The 19,206-nt window shown below is 67.6% G+C and carries 18 protein-coding genes and 1 riboswitch; of the genes, 12 read left to right on the forward strand and 6 right to left on the reverse strand.

The features are described 5' to 3' along the window. Positions 1 to 84 precede the first annotated feature (84 nt). Positions 85 to 1,323, reverse strand: coding sequence for a cobalamin-independent methionine synthase II family protein (locus ACFVTM_RS03045; RefSeq protein ID WP_390201884.1), 1,239 nt, complete (start codon positions 1,321 to 1,323; stop codon positions 85 to 87). Between the two features lie 229 nt (positions 1,324 to 1,552). On the opposite strand from ACFVTM_RS03045, the gene ACFVTM_RS03050 reads away from it, so the two are divergent. Together ACFVTM_RS03050 and ACFVTM_RS03055 are read left to right on the forward strand one after the other, a co-directional pair. Further along, on the forward strand, positions 1,553 to 1,699 hold the full coding sequence (locus ACFVTM_RS03050) for a hypothetical protein (RefSeq protein ID WP_390201885.1): 147 nt from the start codon (positions 1,553 to 1,555) through the stop codon (positions 1,697 to 1,699). Positions 1,700 to 1,843: 144 nt separating this feature from the next. Further along, entirely contained in the window at positions 1,844 to 3,133 is a 1,290-nt protein-coding gene (locus ACFVTM_RS03055) for an adenylosuccinate synthase (RefSeq protein WP_390201886.1), read from the forward strand. Positions 3,134 to 3,256: 123 nt separating this feature from the next. On the opposite strand, the gene ACFVTM_RS03060 is transcribed toward ACFVTM_RS03055, so the two are convergent. Further along, entirely contained in the window at positions 3,257 to 3,910 is a 654-nt protein-coding gene (locus tag ACFVTM_RS03060) for a GntR family transcriptional regulator (RefSeq protein WP_390201887.1), read from the reverse strand. A gap of 110 nt (positions 3,911 to 4,020) precedes the next feature. Between ACFVTM_RS03060 and ACFVTM_RS03065 the strand changes: the two genes are divergently transcribed. The 4 genes from ACFVTM_RS03065 to ACFVTM_RS03080 all read left to right on the forward strand — a co-directional run bounded on the left by ACFVTM_RS03065 (position 4,021) and on the right by ACFVTM_RS03080 (position 7,578). Next, the gene (locus ACFVTM_RS03065) at positions 4,021 to 5,031 is read left to right on the forward strand and encodes a 1-aminocyclopropane-1-carboxylate deaminase (RefSeq protein ID WP_390201888.1); all 1,011 of its coding nucleotides are present in this window, start codon (positions 4,021 to 4,023) and stop codon (positions 5,029 to 5,031) included. 508 nt (positions 5,032 to 5,539) lie between these two features. Beyond that, positions 5,540 to 6,073: a hypothetical protein gene (locus ACFVTM_RS03070; protein WP_390201889.1), complete on the forward strand. Its 534-nt coding sequence runs from the start codon at positions 5,540 to 5,542 to the stop codon at positions 6,071 to 6,073. A gap of 129 nt (positions 6,074 to 6,202) precedes the next feature. Continuing rightward, positions 6,203 to 6,751, forward strand: a complete 549-nt coding sequence (locus tag ACFVTM_RS03075; RefSeq protein WP_390201890.1) for an RNA polymerase sigma factor — start codon at positions 6,203 to 6,205, stop codon at positions 6,749 to 6,751. Next, a complete protein-coding gene (locus ACFVTM_RS03080) occupies positions 6,748 to 7,578 on the forward strand; it encodes a hypothetical protein (RefSeq protein ID WP_390201891.1) in 831 nt (276 codons plus the stop codon). The genes ACFVTM_RS03075 and ACFVTM_RS03080 overlap by 4 nt, the downstream gene beginning before the upstream one ends. A 153-nt stretch (positions 7,579 to 7,731) precedes the next feature. On the opposite strand, the gene ACFVTM_RS03085 is transcribed toward ACFVTM_RS03080, so the two are convergent. The 4 genes from ACFVTM_RS03085 to acs are packed head-to-tail and all read right to left on the reverse strand — an operon-like array spanning position 7,732 to position 13,029. Next, positions 7,732 to 8,229, reverse strand: a complete 498-nt coding sequence (locus tag ACFVTM_RS03085; RefSeq protein ID WP_390201892.1) for a CoA-binding protein — start codon at positions 8,227 to 8,229, stop codon at positions 7,732 to 7,734. Next, positions 8,226 to 9,590, reverse strand: a complete 1,365-nt coding sequence (locus ACFVTM_RS03090) for an O-acetylhomoserine aminocarboxypropyltransferase/cysteine synthase family protein (RefSeq protein WP_390201893.1) — start codon at positions 9,588 to 9,590, stop codon at positions 8,226 to 8,228. Before ACFVTM_RS03090 ends, ACFVTM_RS03085 begins: the two co-directional genes overlap by 4 nt. Next, positions 9,590 to 10,783, reverse strand: coding sequence for a dimethylsulfone monooxygenase SfnG (gene sfnG / locus ACFVTM_RS03095; protein ID WP_390201894.1), 1,194 nt, complete (start codon positions 10,781 to 10,783; stop codon positions 9,590 to 9,592). The genes ACFVTM_RS03090 and sfnG overlap by 1 nt, the downstream gene beginning before the upstream one ends. After that, the gene (acs, locus tag ACFVTM_RS03100; protein ID WP_390201895.1) at positions 10,780 to 13,029 is read right to left on the reverse strand and encodes an acetate--CoA ligase; all 2,250 of its coding nucleotides are present in this window, start codon (positions 13,027 to 13,029) and stop codon (positions 10,780 to 10,782) included. Before acs ends, sfnG begins: the two co-directional genes overlap by 4 nt. 308 nt (positions 13,030 to 13,337) lie before the next feature. Between acs and ACFVTM_RS03105 the strand changes: the two genes are divergently transcribed. From ACFVTM_RS03105 to ACFVTM_RS03130, 6 genes are all read left to right on the forward strand, one after another. After that, positions 13,338 to 13,763 carry a CoA-binding protein gene (locus ACFVTM_RS03105; RefSeq protein ID WP_390201896.1) on the forward strand — a complete coding sequence of 142 codons (426 nt, stop codon included), beginning with the start codon at positions 13,338 to 13,340 and terminating at the stop codon, positions 13,761 to 13,763. A 99-nt stretch (positions 13,764 to 13,862) separates the two neighbouring features. Further along, positions 13,863 to 13,952, forward strand: a riboswitch (SAM riboswitch). Positions 13,953 to 14,039: 87 nt separating this feature from the next. Continuing rightward, positions 14,040 to 15,419, forward strand: a complete 1,380-nt coding sequence (locus tag ACFVTM_RS03110) for an MFS transporter (protein ID WP_390201897.1) — start codon at positions 14,040 to 14,042, stop codon at positions 15,417 to 15,419. A 61-nt stretch (positions 15,420 to 15,480) separates the two neighbouring features. Continuing rightward, positions 15,481 to 16,926, forward strand: coding sequence for an NtaA/DmoA family FMN-dependent monooxygenase (locus tag ACFVTM_RS03115; protein ID WP_390201898.1), 1,446 nt, complete (start codon positions 15,481 to 15,483; stop codon positions 16,924 to 16,926). Beyond that, a complete protein-coding gene (locus ACFVTM_RS03120; protein ID WP_390201899.1) occupies positions 16,923 to 18,152 on the forward strand; it encodes an acyl-CoA dehydrogenase family protein in 1,230 nt (409 codons plus the stop codon). Before ACFVTM_RS03115 ends, ACFVTM_RS03120 begins: the two co-directional genes overlap by 4 nt. Before the next feature lie 78 nt (positions 18,153 to 18,230). Continuing rightward, positions 18,231 to 18,641 carry an MmcQ/YjbR family DNA-binding protein gene (locus ACFVTM_RS03125; RefSeq protein WP_390201900.1) on the forward strand — a complete coding sequence of 137 codons (411 nt, stop codon included), beginning with the start codon at positions 18,231 to 18,233 and terminating at the stop codon, positions 18,639 to 18,641. Continuing rightward, positions 18,638 to 19,192, forward strand: a complete 555-nt coding sequence (locus tag ACFVTM_RS03130) for a DUF1990 family protein (RefSeq protein ID WP_390201901.1) — start codon at positions 18,638 to 18,640, stop codon at positions 19,190 to 19,192. Before ACFVTM_RS03125 ends, ACFVTM_RS03130 begins: the two co-directional genes overlap by 4 nt. Positions 19,193 to 19,206: the final 14 nt, after the last annotated feature.

Consider the following 19,206-nt stretch of genomic DNA (forward strand, 5'->3'; position numbering starts at 1 on the left):
GTGGACCGATTCCTGGTCGATCCTTATCAGTCTATCAAGCCCCGCGAAATGCAGCGCTGGGTCCCCGCCTGCCGTCCGGTGCTGCTACCAGAGCCGTTTGGTGGCGCGGCGGGCCCCTTCGCCGAGGGACTCCAGCTTGGCGTACGCAATTTGCGGATGCACCCGGCCGCCCAGGCCGCAATCTGTGGAGGCAATCACATTTTCCCGCCCCACGAGGTCCGCGAAGCGCACGATCCGGTCTGCCACGAGGTCCGGGTGCTCCACGACGTTGGTGGCGTGCGAGACGACGCCGGGGACGATTGCCTTCCCCTCGGGAAGCGTCGTGTCTTCCCAGACCCGCCATTCGTGCTCGTGCCGGACATTCGCGGCCTCGAAGGAGTAGCTGCCGGCATTGATCTGCAGGACCGAGTCGACGATGTCCGCGAAGGGGATGTCGGTGGTGTGGGGACCGTGCCAGGAACCCCAGCAGACATGCAGCCGGATCTGCTCCTGCGGGAGGCCGCGCAGCGCCCAGTTCGTGGCCTCGACCCGGAGCTGGATGAATTTCAGGTAGTCCGCCAGGCTCGGCTCCGGGTTGATCTGGTCCCAGCTCTCGGCCAGGGACGGGTCGTCGAGCTGGACCGTCAGGCCGGCGTCGATGATGGCCTTGTATTCCTCGCGCATCGCGTCGGCGCAGGCGTAGAGGAGTTCCTCGTCGCTCCGGTAGTACTCGTTGGCCACGCGGGCGCACGAGCCGGGGGAGAGGGAGGCGACGAACCCCTCGGTGAGGCCGGCCGCGGCCAGGCCGGTCTTGAGGTTGGCGATGTCCGAGGCCACGAGCTCATGGCCCGTGTACGTCAGTGGTCCCGCAATCTTGGGCTGGGTGACGGACTTGCGGTGGGCCAGGATCCCGGAGGCGGGGTCGTTGTAGGCTTCATCGAATTTCTGCCGGTCCCGGCGGTCGGGGAAAGACGTCAGGACGATGTGGCCCGGCGAGGAACGGTGCACCTTGGCGTCGGCCCAGCGGTCCACGTCGGTCGGTTCCAGGCCGCCGAGCCGGGAGAAGGAGTAGTTCCACCAGGCGCCGTAGTCCACGGAGCTGGACATCGTGTGCCCGTATTCGCCGTCGTTGGGGATATCGATGCCCAGATTCTTCTGGCGCTGGACGACGTCCACCACCGAGGTTTCGAGCAAGTCCAGGAATTCGGGCGTGATGCCGTCGGTTTCCTTGGCCTCGTTCGCCGCGATCAGCTCGGTGGTGCGGGGCAACGAGCCGGCATGGGTCACCCGGATGCGGTCGGCGTTCGGGAAGGCAGGGTTCTCGGAAATGGAGTTCTGGGACATGGCGCTGTTTCCTTTCCATCGGTCCTGGCGGTAGCACCGTTGCCTGTCACGGCTGCCGCGGTTGAGCGGGCCGTCGTGTCCGGCACGGTTGCTGCGGCGTCAACGGTCCAGATCCCTCGGCCGCCCGGGATGGCTACTCCCACTCAATTCCACACTGGCTGCTCTTGCAAGTGGCGCCCGCAAGTCGTGCCCGCTATGTGTCGGCCGCGACCTGGTGGATGATGCAGCTATGAAGAAGAACGAATCGTCGGCTGCCGCCGTCGACGCCTTCGGAGGCATGGCCCACGCTCGCGGAAGCCGCCCTGGCGTTCACCACGGGCTAGCCACCGTGTCCACGCAAGGACCCAAAACGATGCCGGTCACCGATTTCGGCTAAACTTGGGTGGTAAGAGCCCCGGAACTCTGGCGTTGGTTAAGAGCACAGCGGTAGATTCGGGGCATTCTCATGAACGGCGCTGAGCTGCGGTGATCACCTGGTGAATCAACCAGAGCTCGGCCCGAACGAATGGGGGAGGATCCCATGCCAGCAATCGTGATCGTCGGAGCCCAATGGGGCGACGAAGGCAAAGGTAAGGCCACTGACCTGCTTGGCGGGCGCGTTGACTACGTCGTCAAGCCCAACGGCGGCAACAATGCAGGACACACCGTCGTCGTAGGCGGTGAGAAGTATGAGCTCAAGCTCCTTCCGGCCGGCATCCTGAGCCCGAACGCGGTTCCGATCATCGGCAACGGCTGCGTGGTGAACCTGGAAGCCCTGTTCCAGGAGATCGACGGCCTGGAAGCCCGCGGCGCGGACACCTCCAAGCTGCGTGTCTCCGCCAACGCGCACCTCGTGGCGCCCTACCACCAGGTCCTGGACAAGGTCACCGAGCGGTTCCTTGGCAGCCGCGCCATCGGCACCACCGGACGCGGCATCGGCCCGGCCTACATGGACAAGGTGGCCCGCCTCGGCATCCGCGTCCAGGACGTCTTTGACGCCTCGATCCTGCGCCAGAAGGTGGAAGGCTCGCTGCGCCAGAAGAACGAACTGCTGGTCAAGGTCTACAACCGCCGCGACATCGAGGTGGACGAGATCGTGGAGTACTTCCTGTCCTTCGCCGAGCGGCTGCGCCCGCTGGTCATCGACAGCACCTACGTCCTGAACACCGCCCTGGACGAGGGCAAGGTGGTCCTCATGGAGGGCGGCCAGGCTACCTTCCTGGACGTCGACCACGGCACCTACCCCTTCGTGACGTCCTCCAACCCGACCGCCGGCGGCGCTTCCGTGGGCTCCGGCATCGGCCCCACCCGGATCTCGCGTTCCATCGGCATCATCAAGGCGTACACCACCCGTGTGGGCGCCGGTCCGTTCCCCACGGAACTGTTCGATGAGATGGGCATGTACCTGCAGAAGACCGGCGGCGAATTCGGTGTCAATACCGGCCGTCCCCGCCGCTGCGGCTGGTACGACGCCGTGCTGGCGCGCCACGCCTCCAGGGTCAACGGCTTCACGGACTACTTCGTCACCAAGCTGGACGTCCTCACCGGCATCGAGCAGATCCCGGTCTGCGTGGCCTACGACGTCGACGGCGTGCGGCACGACGAAATGCCCATGACCCAGACCGAGTTCCACCACGCGAAGCCGATCTTCGAGTTCTTCGACGGCTGGACCGAGGACATCACGGGCGCCCGCACCCTGGATGACCTGCCGGAAAATGCCCGGAACTACGTCCTGGCCCTGGAGAAGCTCTCCGGCACCCGGTTCTCCGCGATCGGCGTCGGCCCGGACCGCGACCAGACGATCGTGGTCAACGACCTCATCAACGACTGACGCAACTAGCGCCAAAAGTTCGACGGCGGCGGGCCACCCTGGAAGGGGCGGCCCGCCGCCGTCGCTGTTTAAACGTGTTGTTGAAGGCGGTTCGAGGCGCCACGCCCGGACCGGTGCGGCGGGCTACCCGGCGGACGTGAACCGCAGCGACAGCCAGTTTTCCCGGCACGCCCTGGCGGCGGCTTCGGCGTCGCCAAGGCGGGCGAGCCGGATGATTTCGGCGTGTTGGGCCACCGAATCCCGGGCGGCAAAGGAACCGAAGCGCATCCGCTCCACGCGGCGCAGGACGGGAGTGGTTTGCTCCAGGAGTTCCTGGAGCACCGGGTTGCCGCCGGCCGCGACAAAGACGGCGTGGAAATCGTCGTCGGCCCTGAGCGCCGACTCCACGTCGGAGTCCTGCAGGGCCTGCTCGAACCGCGCGTTGGCCTCGGACATGGCGGCGAGGTGTTCCTCGGCCAGGACCGGGACGGCCAGGCGTGCGGCCAGTTCGTGCAGCCCGGCCACCACCTGCTGCGTGCTGAGGGTAGACGCCTGGTCATAGGGGGCCACGATGGTCGCCTTGCCAGGCAGCGCGATGACCAGGCCTGCCCGTTCCAGCCGCAGCAGCGCCTCCCGGATCGGTGTCCGGCTCACGCCCAGCCAGGCTTCCAGTTCTGTGTCCTTCAGCCGTTCGCCGGGCTCGAAGGTGCCGTCCACAATCGCGTCTCGGATCGAGTCAAAGACGTTGTCCCGCAGCAGCTGCCGCTTATGGACTCCGGAGAGCGGGGGAACAGGCATGCAACATATCGTATATTGCCCTTGCCCTTCCGCGTCCCGTGTCGGAGAATGCAATATATTGCATTCTGCACGTTCAGAAAGCCGTTCCCACCGCGAGCGAAGGACCGTCGATGGCCATCACCGATTTTGAGCGCTACCCCCTGACGTTTGGACCGAGCCCCGTCCACCCGCTGCCGCGGCTCAGCGCGCACCTGGGCGGCGCGCAGATCTGGGCGAAACGGGAGGACGTCAACAGCGGCCTCGCGTTTGGCGGCAACAAGACCCGCAAGCTGGAGTACTTCGTCCCGGACGCCCTCCTCCAGGGCGCGGACACGCTGGTCTCCATTGGCGGCTACCAGTCCAACCACACCCGCCAGGTCGCCGCGGTGGCCGCGAAACTCGGCCTCAAGGCCCGCCTGGTCCAGGAAAACTGGGTCGACTGGCCGGACCCGCTGTCCGACCGCGTGGGCAACATCCTGCTCTCGCGAATCATGGGTGCGGACGTCCGGCTGGACAGTGCGGGCTTTGACATCGGCATCCGCAGCAGCTGGGAGAACGCGATCGAGGAGGTCAAGGCCGCCGGCGGCAAGCCGTACGCGATCCCGGCCGGCGGGTCCGACCACAGGCTGGGCGGCCTGGGCTTCGCCAACTGGGCGTACGAGGTGCAGGAGCAGGAGCGGGAGCTTGGCATCTTCTTCGACACGATTGTCGTCTGCACCGTCACCGGGTCCACGCACGCCGGAATGATCGCGGGCTTTGCCGGCCAGGACAAGCCGCGCCGCGTGATCGGCATCGATGCCTCGGCGACCCTGGCGAAGACCCGCGACCAGGTTGAACGCATTGCCCGGAACACGGCCGAGCTGATCGGCGTGGGCAGGGAACTCCGGGACGACGAAATCAACGTCATGGAGGGCTGGGCCGGGGACCTCTACGGAATCCCGGTGGATTCCACCCTGGAAGCCATCCGCCTGGGCGCCTCGCTGGAGGCCATGATCACCGACCCCGTCTATGAGGGCAAGTCCCTAGCCGGGCTGATCGACCTGGTGAAAAGCCGGGAGATCCCGGCCGGCAGCAACGTCCTCTACGCCCACCTCGGCGGCCAGATCGCCCTCAATGCCTACAGCGGGCTCTTCCGCTCCTAAGGGCTCGTTGCGCTATCACCTACGGTCGTTCTGAGCTCTGAGAACGACCGGAGGTGATAGAGCAACGGGTGTGGTGGCGGCGGCTGAGGCGTGACGGCGGCGGGTGTGGCGTGACGGCGGCGGGTTCCCTGGCGAGGGGGCCCGCCGTCGTCGTCGTTAATCCCCGCAGCGCCGGGCCCAAAAAGTCTAGAATCCCCGCGGCGCCGGGCCCAAAAAAGAAATTCTGGAAATTTCCGATTGGTGCGTAACCTTTCGTGGCCTCCCAGCGATTACCTCTTTGTAAGCGCCGCCGGAGCCAGGACCCCCCACCGGGCACCGGATGGCCTTCCATCGCAAGCGCCGGCCGGCGCCTTCCCCCCATCTGGTCTCCGGTCGGCCCTTCACCGTAAGCGCTTGCCGGCGCCCGCCCCATCGGGCGCCGGCCAGCCTTCCATGGCGAGAGCGGGCGACTGCCCCCATGAGGCCTCAGCCCGCCGTCAACCAAAAAAACAAAGGATGTACTGCTGTTATGAAGAGTGTTAGCAAGACCACAAAGATCGCTGTCGGCGCCGCAATCCTGGCAGTCGGAGGCTTCTCCGGCATCGGACTGGCCAACGCGGCCCAGGTGTCCGGCACCCAGCAGTCCGAAGTGAACCACGCTACGCCCGCCACGCCGGCCACCCCGGCTGTGCCCGCCACTCCTGAGCTCCCGGCAAAGCCCGCCGTCCCGGCCGTGCCCGCTGTTCCGGCTGCACCGTCCACCGATCACGCCGCCAAGGGCGACGCCTCGGTCAAGGGCGACGCCGACGTCGACGGCACCAAGGGTGCCGTCGAAGGCTCCGTCGACGCAGACCAGGACGGCGCTACCGTCAAGGGCGACGCCAGCGTCAAGGGTGCTGCCGGCGAGGCACGCGCCAAGGCCAACGTGAAGGCCGCAGTTCCCGCAACCCCGGCAACCCCGGCCGTCCCCGGCGCCAACGGTGTTCCGGCAACGTCGGCCGTTCCGGCGACCCCGGCCGTTCCGGCCAAGCCGTCCGTTGAACTGCCCCAGCACGACAAGTAATTCCGGCTGTTCAGCCTGGACCCGGCAAGGGTCCGCAAGCAAGGAGGGAGCCCTAATTTTGAAGGGCTCGGGGGTGCGGCCGCTAGACTTTGGGGGGCCGCACCCCAGCAGTAACGGAAGGACAGCCTCTTGGCACAGCAGCTAAGCGACGACGACTTGTCAGCCGCTTTAGCTGGTGACCCCTCAGGATTCAGCGCCGTCTACGTGGCTATTTCCCCCGCAGTCCTGGGCTACTTCCGGGCCCGGGGCGTGGACGACGCCGAGGCCCTGACCCAGGACGTGTTCGTGGACGTCCTGCCGAAACTGGCTGGCGTCCGCGGCGGCCACACGGGTCTGCGGACATTTATTTTCTCGGTCGCCCACGCCCGGCTGGTCGACTACCGGCGGCGGGTGGAGCGCACGCCGCATCTGGCCGAATACGACCCCCTGAATGACGCGCGTTATTCAGCATCCGCCGAGGACGAGGCACTCGGATCCCTGGGCGGTATCTCTGCCACTCTCGCGAGGCTCAATGAGGAGCAACGGGAAGTGCTGGTCCTGCGCATCGTCGCGGACCTCTCCATCGAACAGGTGGCCGGCATCATGGACAAGACGCCGGGTGCCATCAAACAGCTTCAGCGCCGCGGGCTCAGTGCCCTGCGCGAACTCGTAACCGAAAAGGACCACGCAGCATCATGACCGGCACCCGCGATCCCAAGCAGGATGGCAGCATCCAGGCGATGCTGAGCGACTCCGGCCTCGAATCCGCGGCCGAGCTCCGGAGCGCGCTGGAAGAACTCCGCGCCGTGGTCCGGGATGAGGCTCCCGCTCCCCGCGCCGATCTTGCGGCATTGCTCGCCGCCGGCGCCGCCCCGGCCGCCCCCGTCGCGGCCACGACGACGGCGCTGCCCACGGTGGCCGCCACGACGACGGCGCTGCCGGTGGTCATGTCCGCGACGGATTCCGACCATGAAGCCGAGGAAGTGCAGCCGGCCGGGGTCACGAGCCTCGCCGAACGCCGCGGCCGGAAGCGTCGGCTGGCAATCGTGGGCGGCGCCGTGATCGGTGCGATGAGCCTGGGAGCAGGTGCCGTGGCGGCATCCAGCGAGGATTTCCGGCACAGCGTCAGCCAGACCGTCGACGTCATCTTCCAGCCCGCGGGGCACGCCACTCCGGCGCCGGAACGCGTCCAGCCGTCGCCGTCGTCGGTCCCGGTCGCCCCCGTGGCGACGTACCCTGCCGGCACCCCGGGCGCCACTTCCAATGCCCCGTCGTCTGCACCCAGTCGTGCGGCAAAGGACGGCGACGAGGACTCGGACAAGCAGTCCGGACGCAGGCCGCGCAGCACGCCGCCTGCGTTCGGGCGTGACGGTATCCTGCCGTCGCCAGGCCAACGGCCGGGGCGGCCGGCGCCCGGCTTCCCGGGCAACGGCAACGGGAACGGCGATGACAACGAGGACATGCCCCGCGTTCCCGGCCACGTCACCCCGACCCTGCCCGGCGTCCTTCCGACCAAGGCCCCCTAAACCCCCGGCAACCGCCTTTTACCCAGTTGCGCTACCACTTAAGGTCGTTCTGAGCGCTGGGAACGACCCTAAGTGATAGCGCAACGGGTGGGTTGGCGGCCTCAGCAGCTTTTTGGTCTGTAGGTGCGTGTGTAGGTGCTAGGCCAGCTGTTGTTAAGCCAGGACCTGACGTTTGGAGGAAATGACGCCGGTGTCGAAGCCGGCCAGGTGCAGGCCGCCGTGGAAGCGGGCATGCTCAATCTTCACGCAGCGGTCCATGACGACGTCGAGTCCGGCGGCTTCGGCCTCCTTGGCAACGTCCTCGTGCCACGAGCCCAATTGCAGCCACAGTGTCTTGGCGCCGGCCGCGATGGCCTCGTCCAGGACACCCGGCAGGTCATCGTGCCTGCGGAACACGTCCACGATGTCCGGGCTCTCCGGCAGATCGGCCAGTGACGCATACGTCGGCTTGCCCAGGATTTCCTTCACCACGGGGTTCACGAAATAGACCCTGTACCGCGTGGAGGACTGCAGGTAGGTGGCGACGAAGTAGCTCGCGCGCGACGGCTTGTCCGAGGCGCCCACAATCGCGATCGATTTCGCCTGCCGCAGCAGGTTCAGCCGCTCCGGCGCCGAGGGGCCGGTCCAGGTCCTGGTTTGTTCCGTGCTCATGACAGTGCTCCGATCGTGCAGGCGGCTGCTTCATCCGGCCCGGCCGGGAGTGCCTCCGCGTCGGCCTCCACCGTCTCCAGGTTCGCCGCGTCCAGCGCCTGATCCAGGTCCCAGAGGATGTCGTCGATGTCCTCGAGGCCCACGGAGATGCGGACCAGGTCCTCGGGGACCCCGGCGGATTCCAGCTGCTCGGGGCTGAGCTGCTGGTGGGTGGTGGAGCCGGGGTGGATCACCAGGGTCCGGGAGTCGCCCACATTGGCCAGGTGCGAGGCCAGCTGCAGGGCTTCGATGAACTTCTGGCCCGCGGCACGGCCGCCCTTCACACCGAAGGAGAACACCGAGCCGGGGCCCAGCGGCAGGTACTTTTGCGCGCGTTCGTAATGCGGGTGCGAGGGCAGGCCGGAGAAGTTCACGTAGGCCACGCGCTCGTCCGCTTCCAGCCATTCGGCGACGGCCTGCGCGTTCTTCAGGTGCTCGTCCAGTCGCTGGGGGAGCGTTTCGACGCCCTGCAGCAGCTGGAAGGCCGACTGCGGCGAGAGCGCGGGGCCGATGTCACGCAGCTGCTCGCAGCGCAGTTTGGTCAGGAAGCCGTATTCGCCGAAGTTTCCCCACCAGGAGACGTTTCCGTACGAGGCCACCGGCTCGGTCATGGTGGGGAACTTGCCGTTGCCCCAGTCGAAGCGGCCGCTCTCCACGATCACGCCGCCCAGGGTGGTGCCGTGGCCGCCGAGGAATTTGGTGGCGGAGTGGATCACGATGTCCGCCCCGTGTTCAATGGGCCGCACAAGGTAAGGCGTGCTCAAGGTGGCGTCGACGACGAGGGGGATGCCGGCGTCGTGCGCGACCTTGGCGAGCCCCGCCAGGTCCTGGACCTCCGAGGACGGGTTGGCCACCACCTCGACGAAGACCGCCTTCGTGTTCTCCCGGACCGCGGCGGCGTAGTCCGCCGGGTCGGTGCCCGCGACGAATGTGGTGTCCACGCCGAAGCGGCGCAGCGTGACGTCCAGCTGGGTGACCGTGCCGCCGTAGAGCTGGGAGGCGGCGACGATGTGGTCTCCGGCCTGGGTCAGCGCGGCAAAGGTGATGAACTCCGCGGCCATGCCCGAGGACGTGGCCACGGCGCCGATGCCGCCCTCCAGGGACGCGATCCGCTCCTCGAACGCGGCCACGGTGGGGTTGCCGATCCGGGAGTAGATGTTGCCGTACTTCTGCAGCGCGAAGAGGTTCGCGGCGTCCTGGGTGTCCTTGAACACGAACGACGTCGTCTGGTAGATCGGCACGGCCCGGGCGCCGTGCTCGGCGTCGGGGGTGCCGCCGGCGTGCAGCGCGCGGGTGCGGAAACCGAACTTGCGGTCGGCCATTACGCGGCCACCTCCGCGTTCGCGACGGGGGTCTGGGAGAGGTCCAGCTCGGTGCCGTTCTTGCGGGCCAGGTCCGCCTCGAGCTCGCGGACGATCGGCAGGACGTCCTGGCCGAACGCTGCGATTTCCTCCTGGAAGTGCAGGTAGCCGGTGAGGAACAGGTTCACGCCGATCTTCTTGTACTCCACGATCCGCTCGGCGATCTGCTCCGGCGTGCCGATCAGCTGGGTCTTGAAGCCGTCGTTGTACTGGACCAGGTCCTCGAAGCTCGAGTCGGCCCACATGCCCTTGCCGTCCTTGGTGGAGGCTCCGGCTTCCTGCACGGCGGCACGGAAACCCTCGACGGCGGGCCTGTGCGCCTTCTCGACGATCTCGCGGAGGGTGTCGCGGGCTTCCTTCTCGGAGTCGCGGGCGATCACGAAACCGTTGAGGCCAAACCTTGGGGAGGGGAGTGCGCCGTCGGTGCCGCGGCGGGTCTCGCCGGACGCCGCCACAACCCCGGCAATGTTGGCCTTGAACCCTTCGAGGTCCTTGCCGTTGGAGAAATACCAGTCAGCCACGCGGCCGGCGGTGGCCTGCGCCGCGGTGGAGTTGCCGCCGAAGAAGATCTCCGGGTGGGCCCGGCCCGGCACGTCCACCGGGGCCGGGTTCAGGGTGAAGTCGGTGATGTTGTAGTACTTGCCGGACTGGCTGTAGTCCCGCTCGGTCCAGAGACCGCGGAGGACCTTGATGAATTCCTCGGTGCGGACGTAGCGCTCGTCGTGCTCGAGCCATTCGAGGCCGAAGTTCTCAAATTCCGCCTTGAGCCAGCCCGAGACGATGTTCACGGCGGCGCGGCCGTTGGAGATGTGGTCCGCGGTGATGATGAACTTCGCCAGCACGCCGGGGTGCCACATGCCCGGGTGGACGGCGGAAATCACCTTGAGCCGCTCGGTGGCGGCCAGCAGCGCCAGGCTGAACGACGTCGCCTCGTGCTGCTTGTCCGCGCCGTAGGAGGCGGCGTAGCGGGTCTGGGTCAGGGCATATTCGAAGCCGGAGTTTTCCGCGATCCGGGCCAGCTTCTTGTTGTAGTCGAAGTCCCAGGAGGTGCGCTGCTCGATGGTGGAAACCACCAGGCCGCCGGAGACGTTGGGAACCCAGTAGGCGAACTTGAGCGGTTCGGAAAGTCGGGCGACGTTGCTGATTTCAGTCATGAGTGATCCTTTACTTCCGGTACTTCCGGGGTATTTCGAACGCGCAGCACATCCTGGATGCCCGCGATGGATGGTTCGTTCTGGAGCGACGTGGTGTCCCCGAGCGTGGTTCCTTCGAACAGCTGGGTCAGCAGCCGGCGCATGATCTTGCCGCTGCGGGTTTTGGGTACATCGGGAACGACGACGACGTCGCGCGGCTTCGCGATGGGGCCGATCTGCTTCGCGACGTGGTTGCGGAGCTCCTCAGCAAATGAGTTTGGGCCCACGCCCGCAGGGTTCCCTGCCCGAGCTTGTGGGGGGAGGGGGCGGGTGGGGACCACGAAGGCGACGATCGCGTGGCCGGTCTTGGCGTCCGCGACCGGGCAGACCCCGGCCTCCACCACATCCGGGTGGGACACGAGCGCCGATTCGACCTCGATGGTGGAGAGCAGGTGTCCGGAGACGTTGAGCGTGTCATCCACCCGCCCGAGGATCCAGATGTCGCCGTCGTCGTCATACTTGGCGCCGTCACCGGCGAGGAACCAGCCCTGCGCCGCGTACTGGCGCCAGTAGGAATCGAAGTAGCGCCGCGGGTTGCCCCAGACCGTGCGGGCGATCGCCGGGCCGGGGGAGTCCACCACGATGAAGCCCTGGACGCCCGGTGCAACGGTGTTGCCGGCCTCGTCCACGATGCGGGTGCTGACACCGGGCAGCGGGCGGGCCGCGCAGCCGGGCTTGAACCCGGTGTCCGTCGGGGCGGGGGAGAGGATGGCGGCGCCGGTTTCGGACTGCCACCAGGTGTCCACCACCGGGGCGGTGCCGGCGCCAATGTTGGCCCGGAACCAGCGCCAGGCCTCCGGGTTGATGGCCTCGCCCACCGTGCCGAGGAGGCGGATGGAGGAGAAGTCGTACGTGTCCGGGACACCGTCGGGGAACCAGCCCATGAGGGAGCGGACCAGGGTGGGCGCGGTGTAGTACTGCGTGACCGCGTACCGCTCGATGATTTCGAAGTGCCGGCCCGGGTGAGGGGTGTTCGGCGTGCCCTCGAAGATGACCTGCGTGACGCCGTTGGAGAGCGGGCCGTAGAGCTCGTAGGTGTGCGCGGTGACCCAGGCGAGATCTGCCGTGCACCAGTGCACGTCCTGGTCCCGGAGCGCCGGGTCGGGGTTGCTGAACAGGTGCTCGAAGCTCCAGGACGCCTGGGTGAGGTAGCCGCCGGAGGTGTGGACCAGGCCCTTGGGCTTGCCGGTGGTGCCGGAGGTGTACATGATGAACAGCGGCGTCTCGGCGTCGAACGCTTCGGCCTCGTGGACGTCGGAGGCCGTCCCGACAGCGTCGTGCCACCAGACATCGCGGCCCGCGGTCATCGGGACGGTGCCGAGTTCTTCGGCCGGGGTGGTCCGGTTGACCACCAGGACGTGCTCGATCGCGTTCTCGCCGGAGACGGCGGCGTCCGCGTTGTCCTTGACCGGAACGGCGGTGCCGCGGCGGAACTGCCCATCGGTGGTGACCAGAAGTTTGGCTCCGGTGTCCTCCACCCGGAACTTCAGGGCCTCGGCGGAGAAGCCGCCGAAGACCAGGGAGTGGACGGCGCCGATGCGGGCCACGGCGAGCGTGATGATCACGGTTTCGGGGATGACCGGGAGGTAGATGACCACGCGGTCGCCCTTGGTGATGCCCAGGTCCAGGAGCGCGTTGGCGGCCTTGGACACCTCGCGCTGGAGTTCGGCGTAGGTGATGGCGCGGCGGTCGCCGGGCTCGCCCTCGAAATGCAGCGCCACCTTCTCCCCGCGCCCCGCCGCTACGTGGCGGTCGACGCAGTTGTAGGCGACATTGAGCCTGCCGCCTTCGAACCAGGTGATCTGCGGGCCGATGCCGGCCTCGACGTCGGCCGGGACGCGCCGGTGCGCAGTGTGCCAGGGCTTGCCGCTGCCCGCAAGGCCGCCCGCGGCCGTACCGGTGGGTTCGGCCCAGTCGAGGCGGAGGGCCTGCTCTTCCCAGAAAGCAACCGTCTCTGCCGGGATGGTGCCAGCGGCGGGGTTGTGCTCGGGGGTGGTGCTGCGGTGACGCGCCGGTCCGTCGGTGGGGACGCCGTGCACTGCGCCGTCCGTGGGCTCGGTCAGGGACCATCCCGACGAGCCGCGAGAGGAGCCAGGCGCGTCACGCAGCCCTGCTTCGATCGCCGTCGCGTCCGAAGAGGTTTGTGGGGTTGCCGCGGACGGAATCCGGGCAACGGTGGGCAAGGCGGAAGAATTCTCAGGGGTCATTTATGGCACTCCATCGGTCCTGGCAGTAGCACCCTTGGTCCCTCCCGCTCCATCGAAAGTTCGATCGAAAGAGGAGGAACAGCGGCGTGGGAATGGTCGTCCCACGTCACCGGGGGTTGCTGCGGCTTCATCGATCCAGGTCTCTCGGCCGCTCGGGATGGTCCCTACCAACTAGAACGTCAAATGCGGGATTTCACAAAATCCAAGCCGTCGGCGCTGTAATATTCGTTCACGGCGCCGGCTCACGCGTTGGAATCATTCATTTATTCGAAGATCGCGCCCAAAGGTCGCAGGAGTAAGGTTGATGCATGGCCCACGTTAACGATCCGGCAGTCATTGACCGCCTCATGCGAACCAAAGGCACGTGGGCGGTGGTTGGCCTCACCACTAATGAATGGCGCTCTGCCTACGACGTCTCCCTGTACATCCGGGACAGGATGGGCATGGAGATCATTCCGGTCAACCTGCCCGGCGACGACGTCCACGGGGAGAGGGGATACCGCTCGCTGGCGGACATCCCGGCAGAGAAGCATCCGATCGACGTCGTGGACTGCTTCGTCAACTCCCACAAGGTGGGCGCCGTCATAGACCAGGCCATCGCCGTCGGCGCAAAGGCCGTCTGGCTGCAACTGGGCGTCTTCGACGACGCCGCGGTGGGCCGCGCCAAGGCCGCCGGGCTGGACGTCGTGGTGAACGAATGCCCCGCCCGCGAAGGGTGGCGGGTGGGCATCTAGGAGCCCAAGGATCAGGGGTTAACAGGATTTGGAAAAGCCGGTTACAAAATGTGACTGGCTTTTTCCGTATCTGTCCGCGGGCCGTGTCAGATGGAGTCGTAACCATCCCGAGCGGCTGAGAGACCTGGCTCCGTGACGCCGCAGCAACCCCCTCCCCGAGGACGGTGCTACCGCCAGGACCGATGGAGAAGGCGCCGCCTTCCGCTCGGATTCGCGGCCCTGGCTGGCAGAATCTGCGGAGGCAGCGCTTTCCCGGCACACGCCAGGAGACCGCACATGAGCACTGAAACCGCACGCCCGCAGAAGATGCGCCCGCAGAAGATGACCGGGAAGGTGGCCGTAGCCAGCTTCATCGGCACCACCATCGAAGGCTACGACTTCGTCCTGTACGGCCTCGCCGCGGCCACCGTCTTCGGCCCGCTGTTCTTCGCCCCGGCCGCCCCTCTCATAGGCACCATCGCCGCGTTCGCCACATACGCCGTCGGGTTCGTTGCCCGGCCCGTCGGCGGGGTGCTGGGCGGCCACTACGGCGACAGGATCGGCCGGAAGACCGTCCTGGTGGCCTCCCTGCTCTTGACCGGACTCGCCACCACCGCAATCGGGCTCCTGCCCACCTACGCCCAGATCGGCTGGGTGGCGCCGGCCCTGCTGCTCCTGCTGCGCGTGATCCAGGGCATCGGCTACGGCGCCGAGTGGGCCGGCGCCGCCCTCATGACCGTGGAGCATGCCGCCCCCAAAAAACGGGGCCTGACTTCCAGCGCCACCCAGCTTGGCCCCACCTCGGGCATGCTGCTGGCCACCGGCGTCCTCCTCCTGCTGGAGAACACCCTGAGCGACGAGCAGTTCCTGGCCTGGGGCTGGCGCGTGCCGTTCGTGGCGAGCCTGGTCCTGGTTGCCGTGGGCCTGGCCATCCGGCTCTCCGTCGAGGACAGCCCCGAGTTCAAGCACGTCCAGTCTGTCCAGACCGTTGCCGCCCGCCCGGTGGTGGAGAGCTTCAAGACGCACCCGCGCCAGATCCTGCTGACCACGGGCCTCCGGATCGCCCAGAACGCGTTCTACTACGTGTACACAGTGTTCATCCTGACGTACCTCACGCAGGTTGCCGGAACCGACCGCAACACCGGGCTGACCGCCGTCCTGATCGCCTCGGCGCTGGGCTTGGTCACCGTGCCGCTGTGGGGTGCCCTGTCGGACCGCTTCGGGCGCCGATCCGTCTATCTCTTTGGCGCCGTGGCCAGTGCCGCCGCCATCATCCCTTTCTTCTGGCTGCTGGATACCGGCAATTTTCTGCTGATCATCCTGGGCGTCGTCGTCGGCCTCAATATCGGCCATGATGCGATGTACGGCCCCCAGGCTGCGTTCTTCTCGGAGCTCTTCAGCACCCGCGTCCGCTTCAGCGGTGTGTCCATCGGCTACCAGATCGGCTCGGTGCTCGGCGGCGGGCTGGCTCCGCTGGTCGCCACGGCCCTGCTGGCCGCCGGCGGCGGAAATCCGGTCTGGGTGGTCGTCTACTTCCTCGCCGTCTCCGCCATCACCATCGTGGCCACCCTCAAGTCACCGGAAACGAAGGACCGGGCCCTCGGCGACACCGAACTGCCGGCTGCGGCCCCTGCCGCAGCGGCCGCTGAAAGCCGGGACCCCGCCGTCGTGCGCTGACCACACGTTCTTCATGAAGTTCACATCGCCATGATTTTTACATTGCAAGGAAAGGGGCCCCATGGCCACCGCTGACACTGCACATCCCCAAGGGCGGCCCAGGCTGCTGCTGAGCGCTTTCGTCATGAACACCACAAGCCACATCATGGGCGGCCAATGGCGGCACCCTGCGGCGCAGCAGCACCGCTTCAACGAGTTGGAGCTGTGGACCAGCCTGGCCCGGCAGCTGGAGGACGCGAAGTTCGATGTGATGTTCTTCGCCGATGTGGTGGGGCTGTACGGGAACGACGACGGCGGCTGGGCCCCGCACGTGCGTCGCGGCATGCAGGTGCCCGCCAATGACCCGCTGATCCTCCTCGGCGCGCTGGCCGCCTCGACCAGTAACATCGGCCTCGCGGCGACGTCCTCGGTGATCCAAAGCCATCCCTTCCAGTTCGCCCGCCAGATCTCAACCCTGGACCACCTCTCCCGGGGGCGCGCTGCGTGGAACATCGTCACCAGCGCGGCGGAGAATGCCCACCGGAACTTCGGCGACGGCCTGGTCGCCCACGATGACCGCTACGCCTGGGCAGACGAATACGTGGCGGCCGCCTACAAGCTGTGGGAAGGGTCCTGGGACGACGGCGCGCTGGTCCAGGACAAGGAGAACGGCATCCACGCGGATCCGGACAAGGTCCACAAGATCTACCACCGCGGCGACCGTTACTCCATCGACGGGCCGCACCTGTCCGCTCCCTCGCCGCAGCGCACACCCGTGCTGTTCCAGGCCGGCAGCTCAGGCCGCGGGCAGCAGTTCTGCGCCGCCCATGCCGAAGCCACCTTCATGCTGTCCCCGAACCCGGCCGCCGCCGCCGAATACACGGCATCCGTGCGCCGGCAGGCCGTCGCGGCCGGCCGGCTCGCCGGGGACGTGAAGTTCTTCCAGGGGCTCCACTTCATCGTCGGAAGCACCGAGGCGGAAGCCGCACGCAAGGCCGCAGAATTGGACGAGTACCTGGATTCCGGGGCGCTGATCGCCCACATCGGCGGCGGAGCCGGCGTGGACCTCGGCGGACTGGATCTGGACACGCCGCTGGGCGACTTCCACACCGAAGGCACCCAGGGGCACCTGGACAGCCTGCGCAAATCAGTGCCCGGCGGCAACCCGACCCTGCGTGACGTGGCCAATTTCCGCAGCCGCGCCCACCGCGTCCTGGGAACCCCGGAGCAGATCGTGGACCGGCTCGAGGAATGGCAGGACGCCGGGGTGGACGGCATCAACATCATCAACCAGCTGATTCCGGATTCCTACACCGACTTCATCGAGCACGTGCTGCCCGAGCTGCGCCGCCGCGGCCTGGCCCAGCAGGACTACGCGGAAGGAACCCTGCGCGAAAAGCTGTTCGGCGGCGGGGAAAACGGCGCCGGACTCAATGACCGGCACCCGGCCCGCGGCTACCGCGGCGCCTTCACCGCCAACTCGGCAACGGCCGAGCAGGCACGGGAGATCCTGGAGGACGCACGATGAGAGAAGCGCTGAAGACCGCTGCGGCGCTTTCCGCCGAGGCCGCATACGAGAAGCTCGCGCAGCGTTTCCGCCCCGTGTTTGCCCGGATCGCCGAGGGCGCGCTGGCCCGCGAACAGGACCGGGTGCTGCCCTTCGAACAGGTCCGCTGGCTGAACGAGGCCGGCTTCGGACGGCTCCGGGTGCCCGCGGAACACGGCGGCGACGGCATTGGCTTTGAGCCCTTCTTCCGGCTGCTCATCGAACTCGCCGAGGCCGATTCCTCCGTGGCCCACCTGTACCGGTCGCACTTCGCCTTCGTCGAAACCGTGGGCCTGGAGCCGGAATCCTTCCGGAACCGCTGGTACCCCCGCGTGGTGGCCGGTGAGATCTTCGGAAACGCCGCCACGGAGAAGTCCGGAAACGCCCTCGGAACCACCGGAACCAAGCTGACGCGCGACGGCGGCGACTGGCTGCTGAACGGCAAGAAGTACTACACCACCGGAACCATCTTCGCCGAGTGGATTGCGGTCATGGCCAGCACCGAGGGCACGGAGGGCCGCCAGTACGCGGTGGTCAGCACCACCCAGCCGGGCGTGGAAATCCTGGACGACTGGGACGGCTTCGGCCAGCAGCTGACCGGCACCGGCACCACCATCTTCCGCGACGCGGTTGTTCCGGACGCCAACATCATCCGGCGCTCGGAGTCCACCACGCACGAGCCGGCCTTCTTCCAGCTGGTCCTGCTCGCCGTCCTGGCGGGCATCGGCCGGGCAGCGCTGGCCGACGCGCGGACGCTGGTCCGTGACCGCAAGCGCACCTTCAACACCGGTTCCGGCGAGCTGTTCCGCAGCGACCCGCTGATCCTGCAGCTCGTCGGCCAGCTCTCGGCCAAGGTCTTCGCCGCGGAGTCCGTGGTCCTGGCAGCCGCCCGGGAACTCGACGCCGGCGCCGATCCGGATCTGGATCTCAGCCCGGAGCAGCGGTATGTCCGCGGCGAAATCGCGGTGGAGAAGGCCCAGCTGCTGGTGCCCGAACTCGTCCAGTCCGCCGCCCAGCAGCTCTTCGACGTGACCGGGGCATCGGCCACGTCGAAGTCCAGGTCACTGGACCGGCACTGGCGCAACGCCCGGACCGTGGCCACCCACAACCCGGCCGTGTTCAAGGCGCGCACCGTGGGGGATTACGAAGTCAACGGCACTACCCCGGAAGGGCTGCACAGCATCGGCGATGCCCGCACCGCCGGGTAGGCCAGGCGAGGCGGGCCAGGGCAGGCCAGGCCAGGCCAGGTGAGGGCGAGGCAGGCCAGGGCCGGATAGGCTCGTGCCATGGACGTTGCCACCCTCCGCGGGATCTGCCTGAGCTTCCCCGGCGCCTTCGAGGACTTTCCCTTCGGCCCGGAGACCTCCGTCTTCAAGGTGCGGGCGGCCGTCGCGGGCGGCGCGCGGCAGGACGCCAAGATGTTCGCGGCGTCCGCCATGGACCCGGAAAACTGGTCCGTGAGCCTGAAGTGCGAGCCGGCCCTGGCCGAGCAGCTGCGGGCCATCCATCCGGAAATCACCGGTGCCTGGCACATGAACAAGAGGCACTGGAACGGGGTCCGGCTGGACGGCTCGCTGCCCGATGACATGATCCGGGACATGGTGGAGGACTCCTACGACCTGGTGGTGGCCTCACTCAGCCAAAAGCAGCGGGAGCAGCTGGGCTGGGCGGGGCTAGCCCGGGGCGAAGGCGCATGAGCGGCAACCCCGCCGGCCGCATCGCGCGGGGCGCACTGAATTATCCGGGCATTGGCTCCACCGAGCACGGCCAGGCGCCGGAAGGATTCCCATGCCTGGTGGCCCGGACATACCTCGGCGACGGGCCGGAGACCTATCGGCGGGTGGCGCAGGGAATCCTTGCCTGGGAGCTGCAGAAGCGGTCCGGGCTGCGCGTCCGCACCGACTCCGACGCCGTCGTACCCGGAGCGCGCGTGGTGAGCGGATTCGGCGTCGGGCCCTTCCGGATCAACGCGCCCTGCGAAGTGGTGTGGGTGCACCGGCCGGTGCCCGGCGACGGGCCGCAAAGCTCCGGCTTCGGGTACGGCACACTGCCCGGCCATCCGGAGCGCGGCGAAGAGGCGTTTGAGGTGGAGATCGACGCCGCGGGGCGGGTGGTCCTGAGCATCACGGCCTTCAGCAGGCACTCCAACTGGTTCTACACCGCCGGCGGCCTCCTGGCCCGGGCGGCGCAGCGGCACGTCACTTCCCGATACATTGAAGGGGCACGTCAACTCGCAGGTGAAAGCTGATCAGGAGAACGTAC

The organism is Arthrobacter sp. NPDC058130 (genome assembly GCF_042884475.1).
GTDB lineage: Bacteria > Actinomycetota > Actinomycetes > Actinomycetales > Micrococcaceae > Arthrobacter.

What these genes read in the sequence shown, in the direction of transcription:
- ACFVTM_RS03045 (WP_390201884.1), bottom strand. Translation starts at nt 1,323, where the DNA reads ATGTCCCAGAACTCCATTTCCGAGAACCCTGCCTTCCCGAACGCCGAC.
- ACFVTM_RS03050 (WP_390201885.1), top strand. Translation starts at nt 1,553, where the DNA reads ATGAAGAAGAACGAATCGTCGGCTGCCGCCGTCGACGCCTTCGGAGGC.
- ACFVTM_RS03055 (WP_390201886.1), top strand. Translation starts at nt 1,844, where the DNA reads ATGCCAGCAATCGTGATCGTCGGAGCCCAATGGGGCGACGAAGGCAAA.
- ACFVTM_RS03060 (WP_390201887.1), bottom strand. Translation starts at nt 3,910, where the DNA reads ATGCCTGTTCCCCCGCTCTCCGGAGTCCATAAGCGGCAGCTGCTGCGG.
- ACFVTM_RS03065 (WP_390201888.1), top strand. Translation starts at nt 4,021, where the DNA reads ATGGCCATCACCGATTTTGAGCGCTACCCCCTGACGTTTGGACCGAGC.
- ACFVTM_RS03070 (WP_390201889.1), top strand. Translation starts at nt 5,540, where the DNA reads ATGAAGAGTGTTAGCAAGACCACAAAGATCGCTGTCGGCGCCGCAATC.
- ACFVTM_RS03080 (WP_390201891.1), top strand. Translation starts at nt 6,748, where the DNA reads ATGACCGGCACCCGCGATCCCAAGCAGGATGGCAGCATCCAGGCGATG.
- ACFVTM_RS03085 (WP_390201892.1), bottom strand. Translation starts at nt 8,229, where the DNA reads ATGAGCACGGAACAAACCAGGACCTGGACCGGCCCCTCGGCGCCGGAG.
- ACFVTM_RS03090 (WP_390201893.1), bottom strand. Translation starts at nt 9,590, where the DNA reads ATGGCCGACCGCAAGTTCGGTTTCCGCACCCGCGCGCTGCACGCCGGC.
- sfnG (WP_390201894.1), bottom strand. Translation starts at nt 10,783, where the DNA reads ATGACTGAAATCAGCAACGTCGCCCGACTTTCCGAACCGCTCAAGTTC.
- acs (WP_390201895.1), bottom strand. Translation starts at nt 13,029, where the DNA reads ATGACCCCTGAGAATTCTTCCGCCTTGCCCACCGTTGCCCGGATTCCG.
- ACFVTM_RS03105 (WP_390201896.1), top strand. Translation starts at nt 13,338, where the DNA reads ATGGCCCACGTTAACGATCCGGCAGTCATTGACCGCCTCATGCGAACC.
- ACFVTM_RS03110 (WP_390201897.1), top strand. Translation starts at nt 14,040, where the DNA reads ATGAGCACTGAAACCGCACGCCCGCAGAAGATGCGCCCGCAGAAGATG.
- ACFVTM_RS03115 (WP_390201898.1), top strand. Translation starts at nt 15,481, where the DNA reads ATGGCCACCGCTGACACTGCACATCCCCAAGGGCGGCCCAGGCTGCTG.
- ACFVTM_RS03120 (WP_390201899.1), top strand. Translation starts at nt 16,923, where the DNA reads ATGAGAGAAGCGCTGAAGACCGCTGCGGCGCTTTCCGCCGAGGCCGCA.
- ACFVTM_RS03125 (WP_390201900.1), top strand. Translation starts at nt 18,231, where the DNA reads ATGGACGTTGCCACCCTCCGCGGGATCTGCCTGAGCTTCCCCGGCGCC.
- ACFVTM_RS03130 (WP_390201901.1), top strand. Translation starts at nt 18,638, where the DNA reads ATGAGCGGCAACCCCGCCGGCCGCATCGCGCGGGGCGCACTGAATTAT.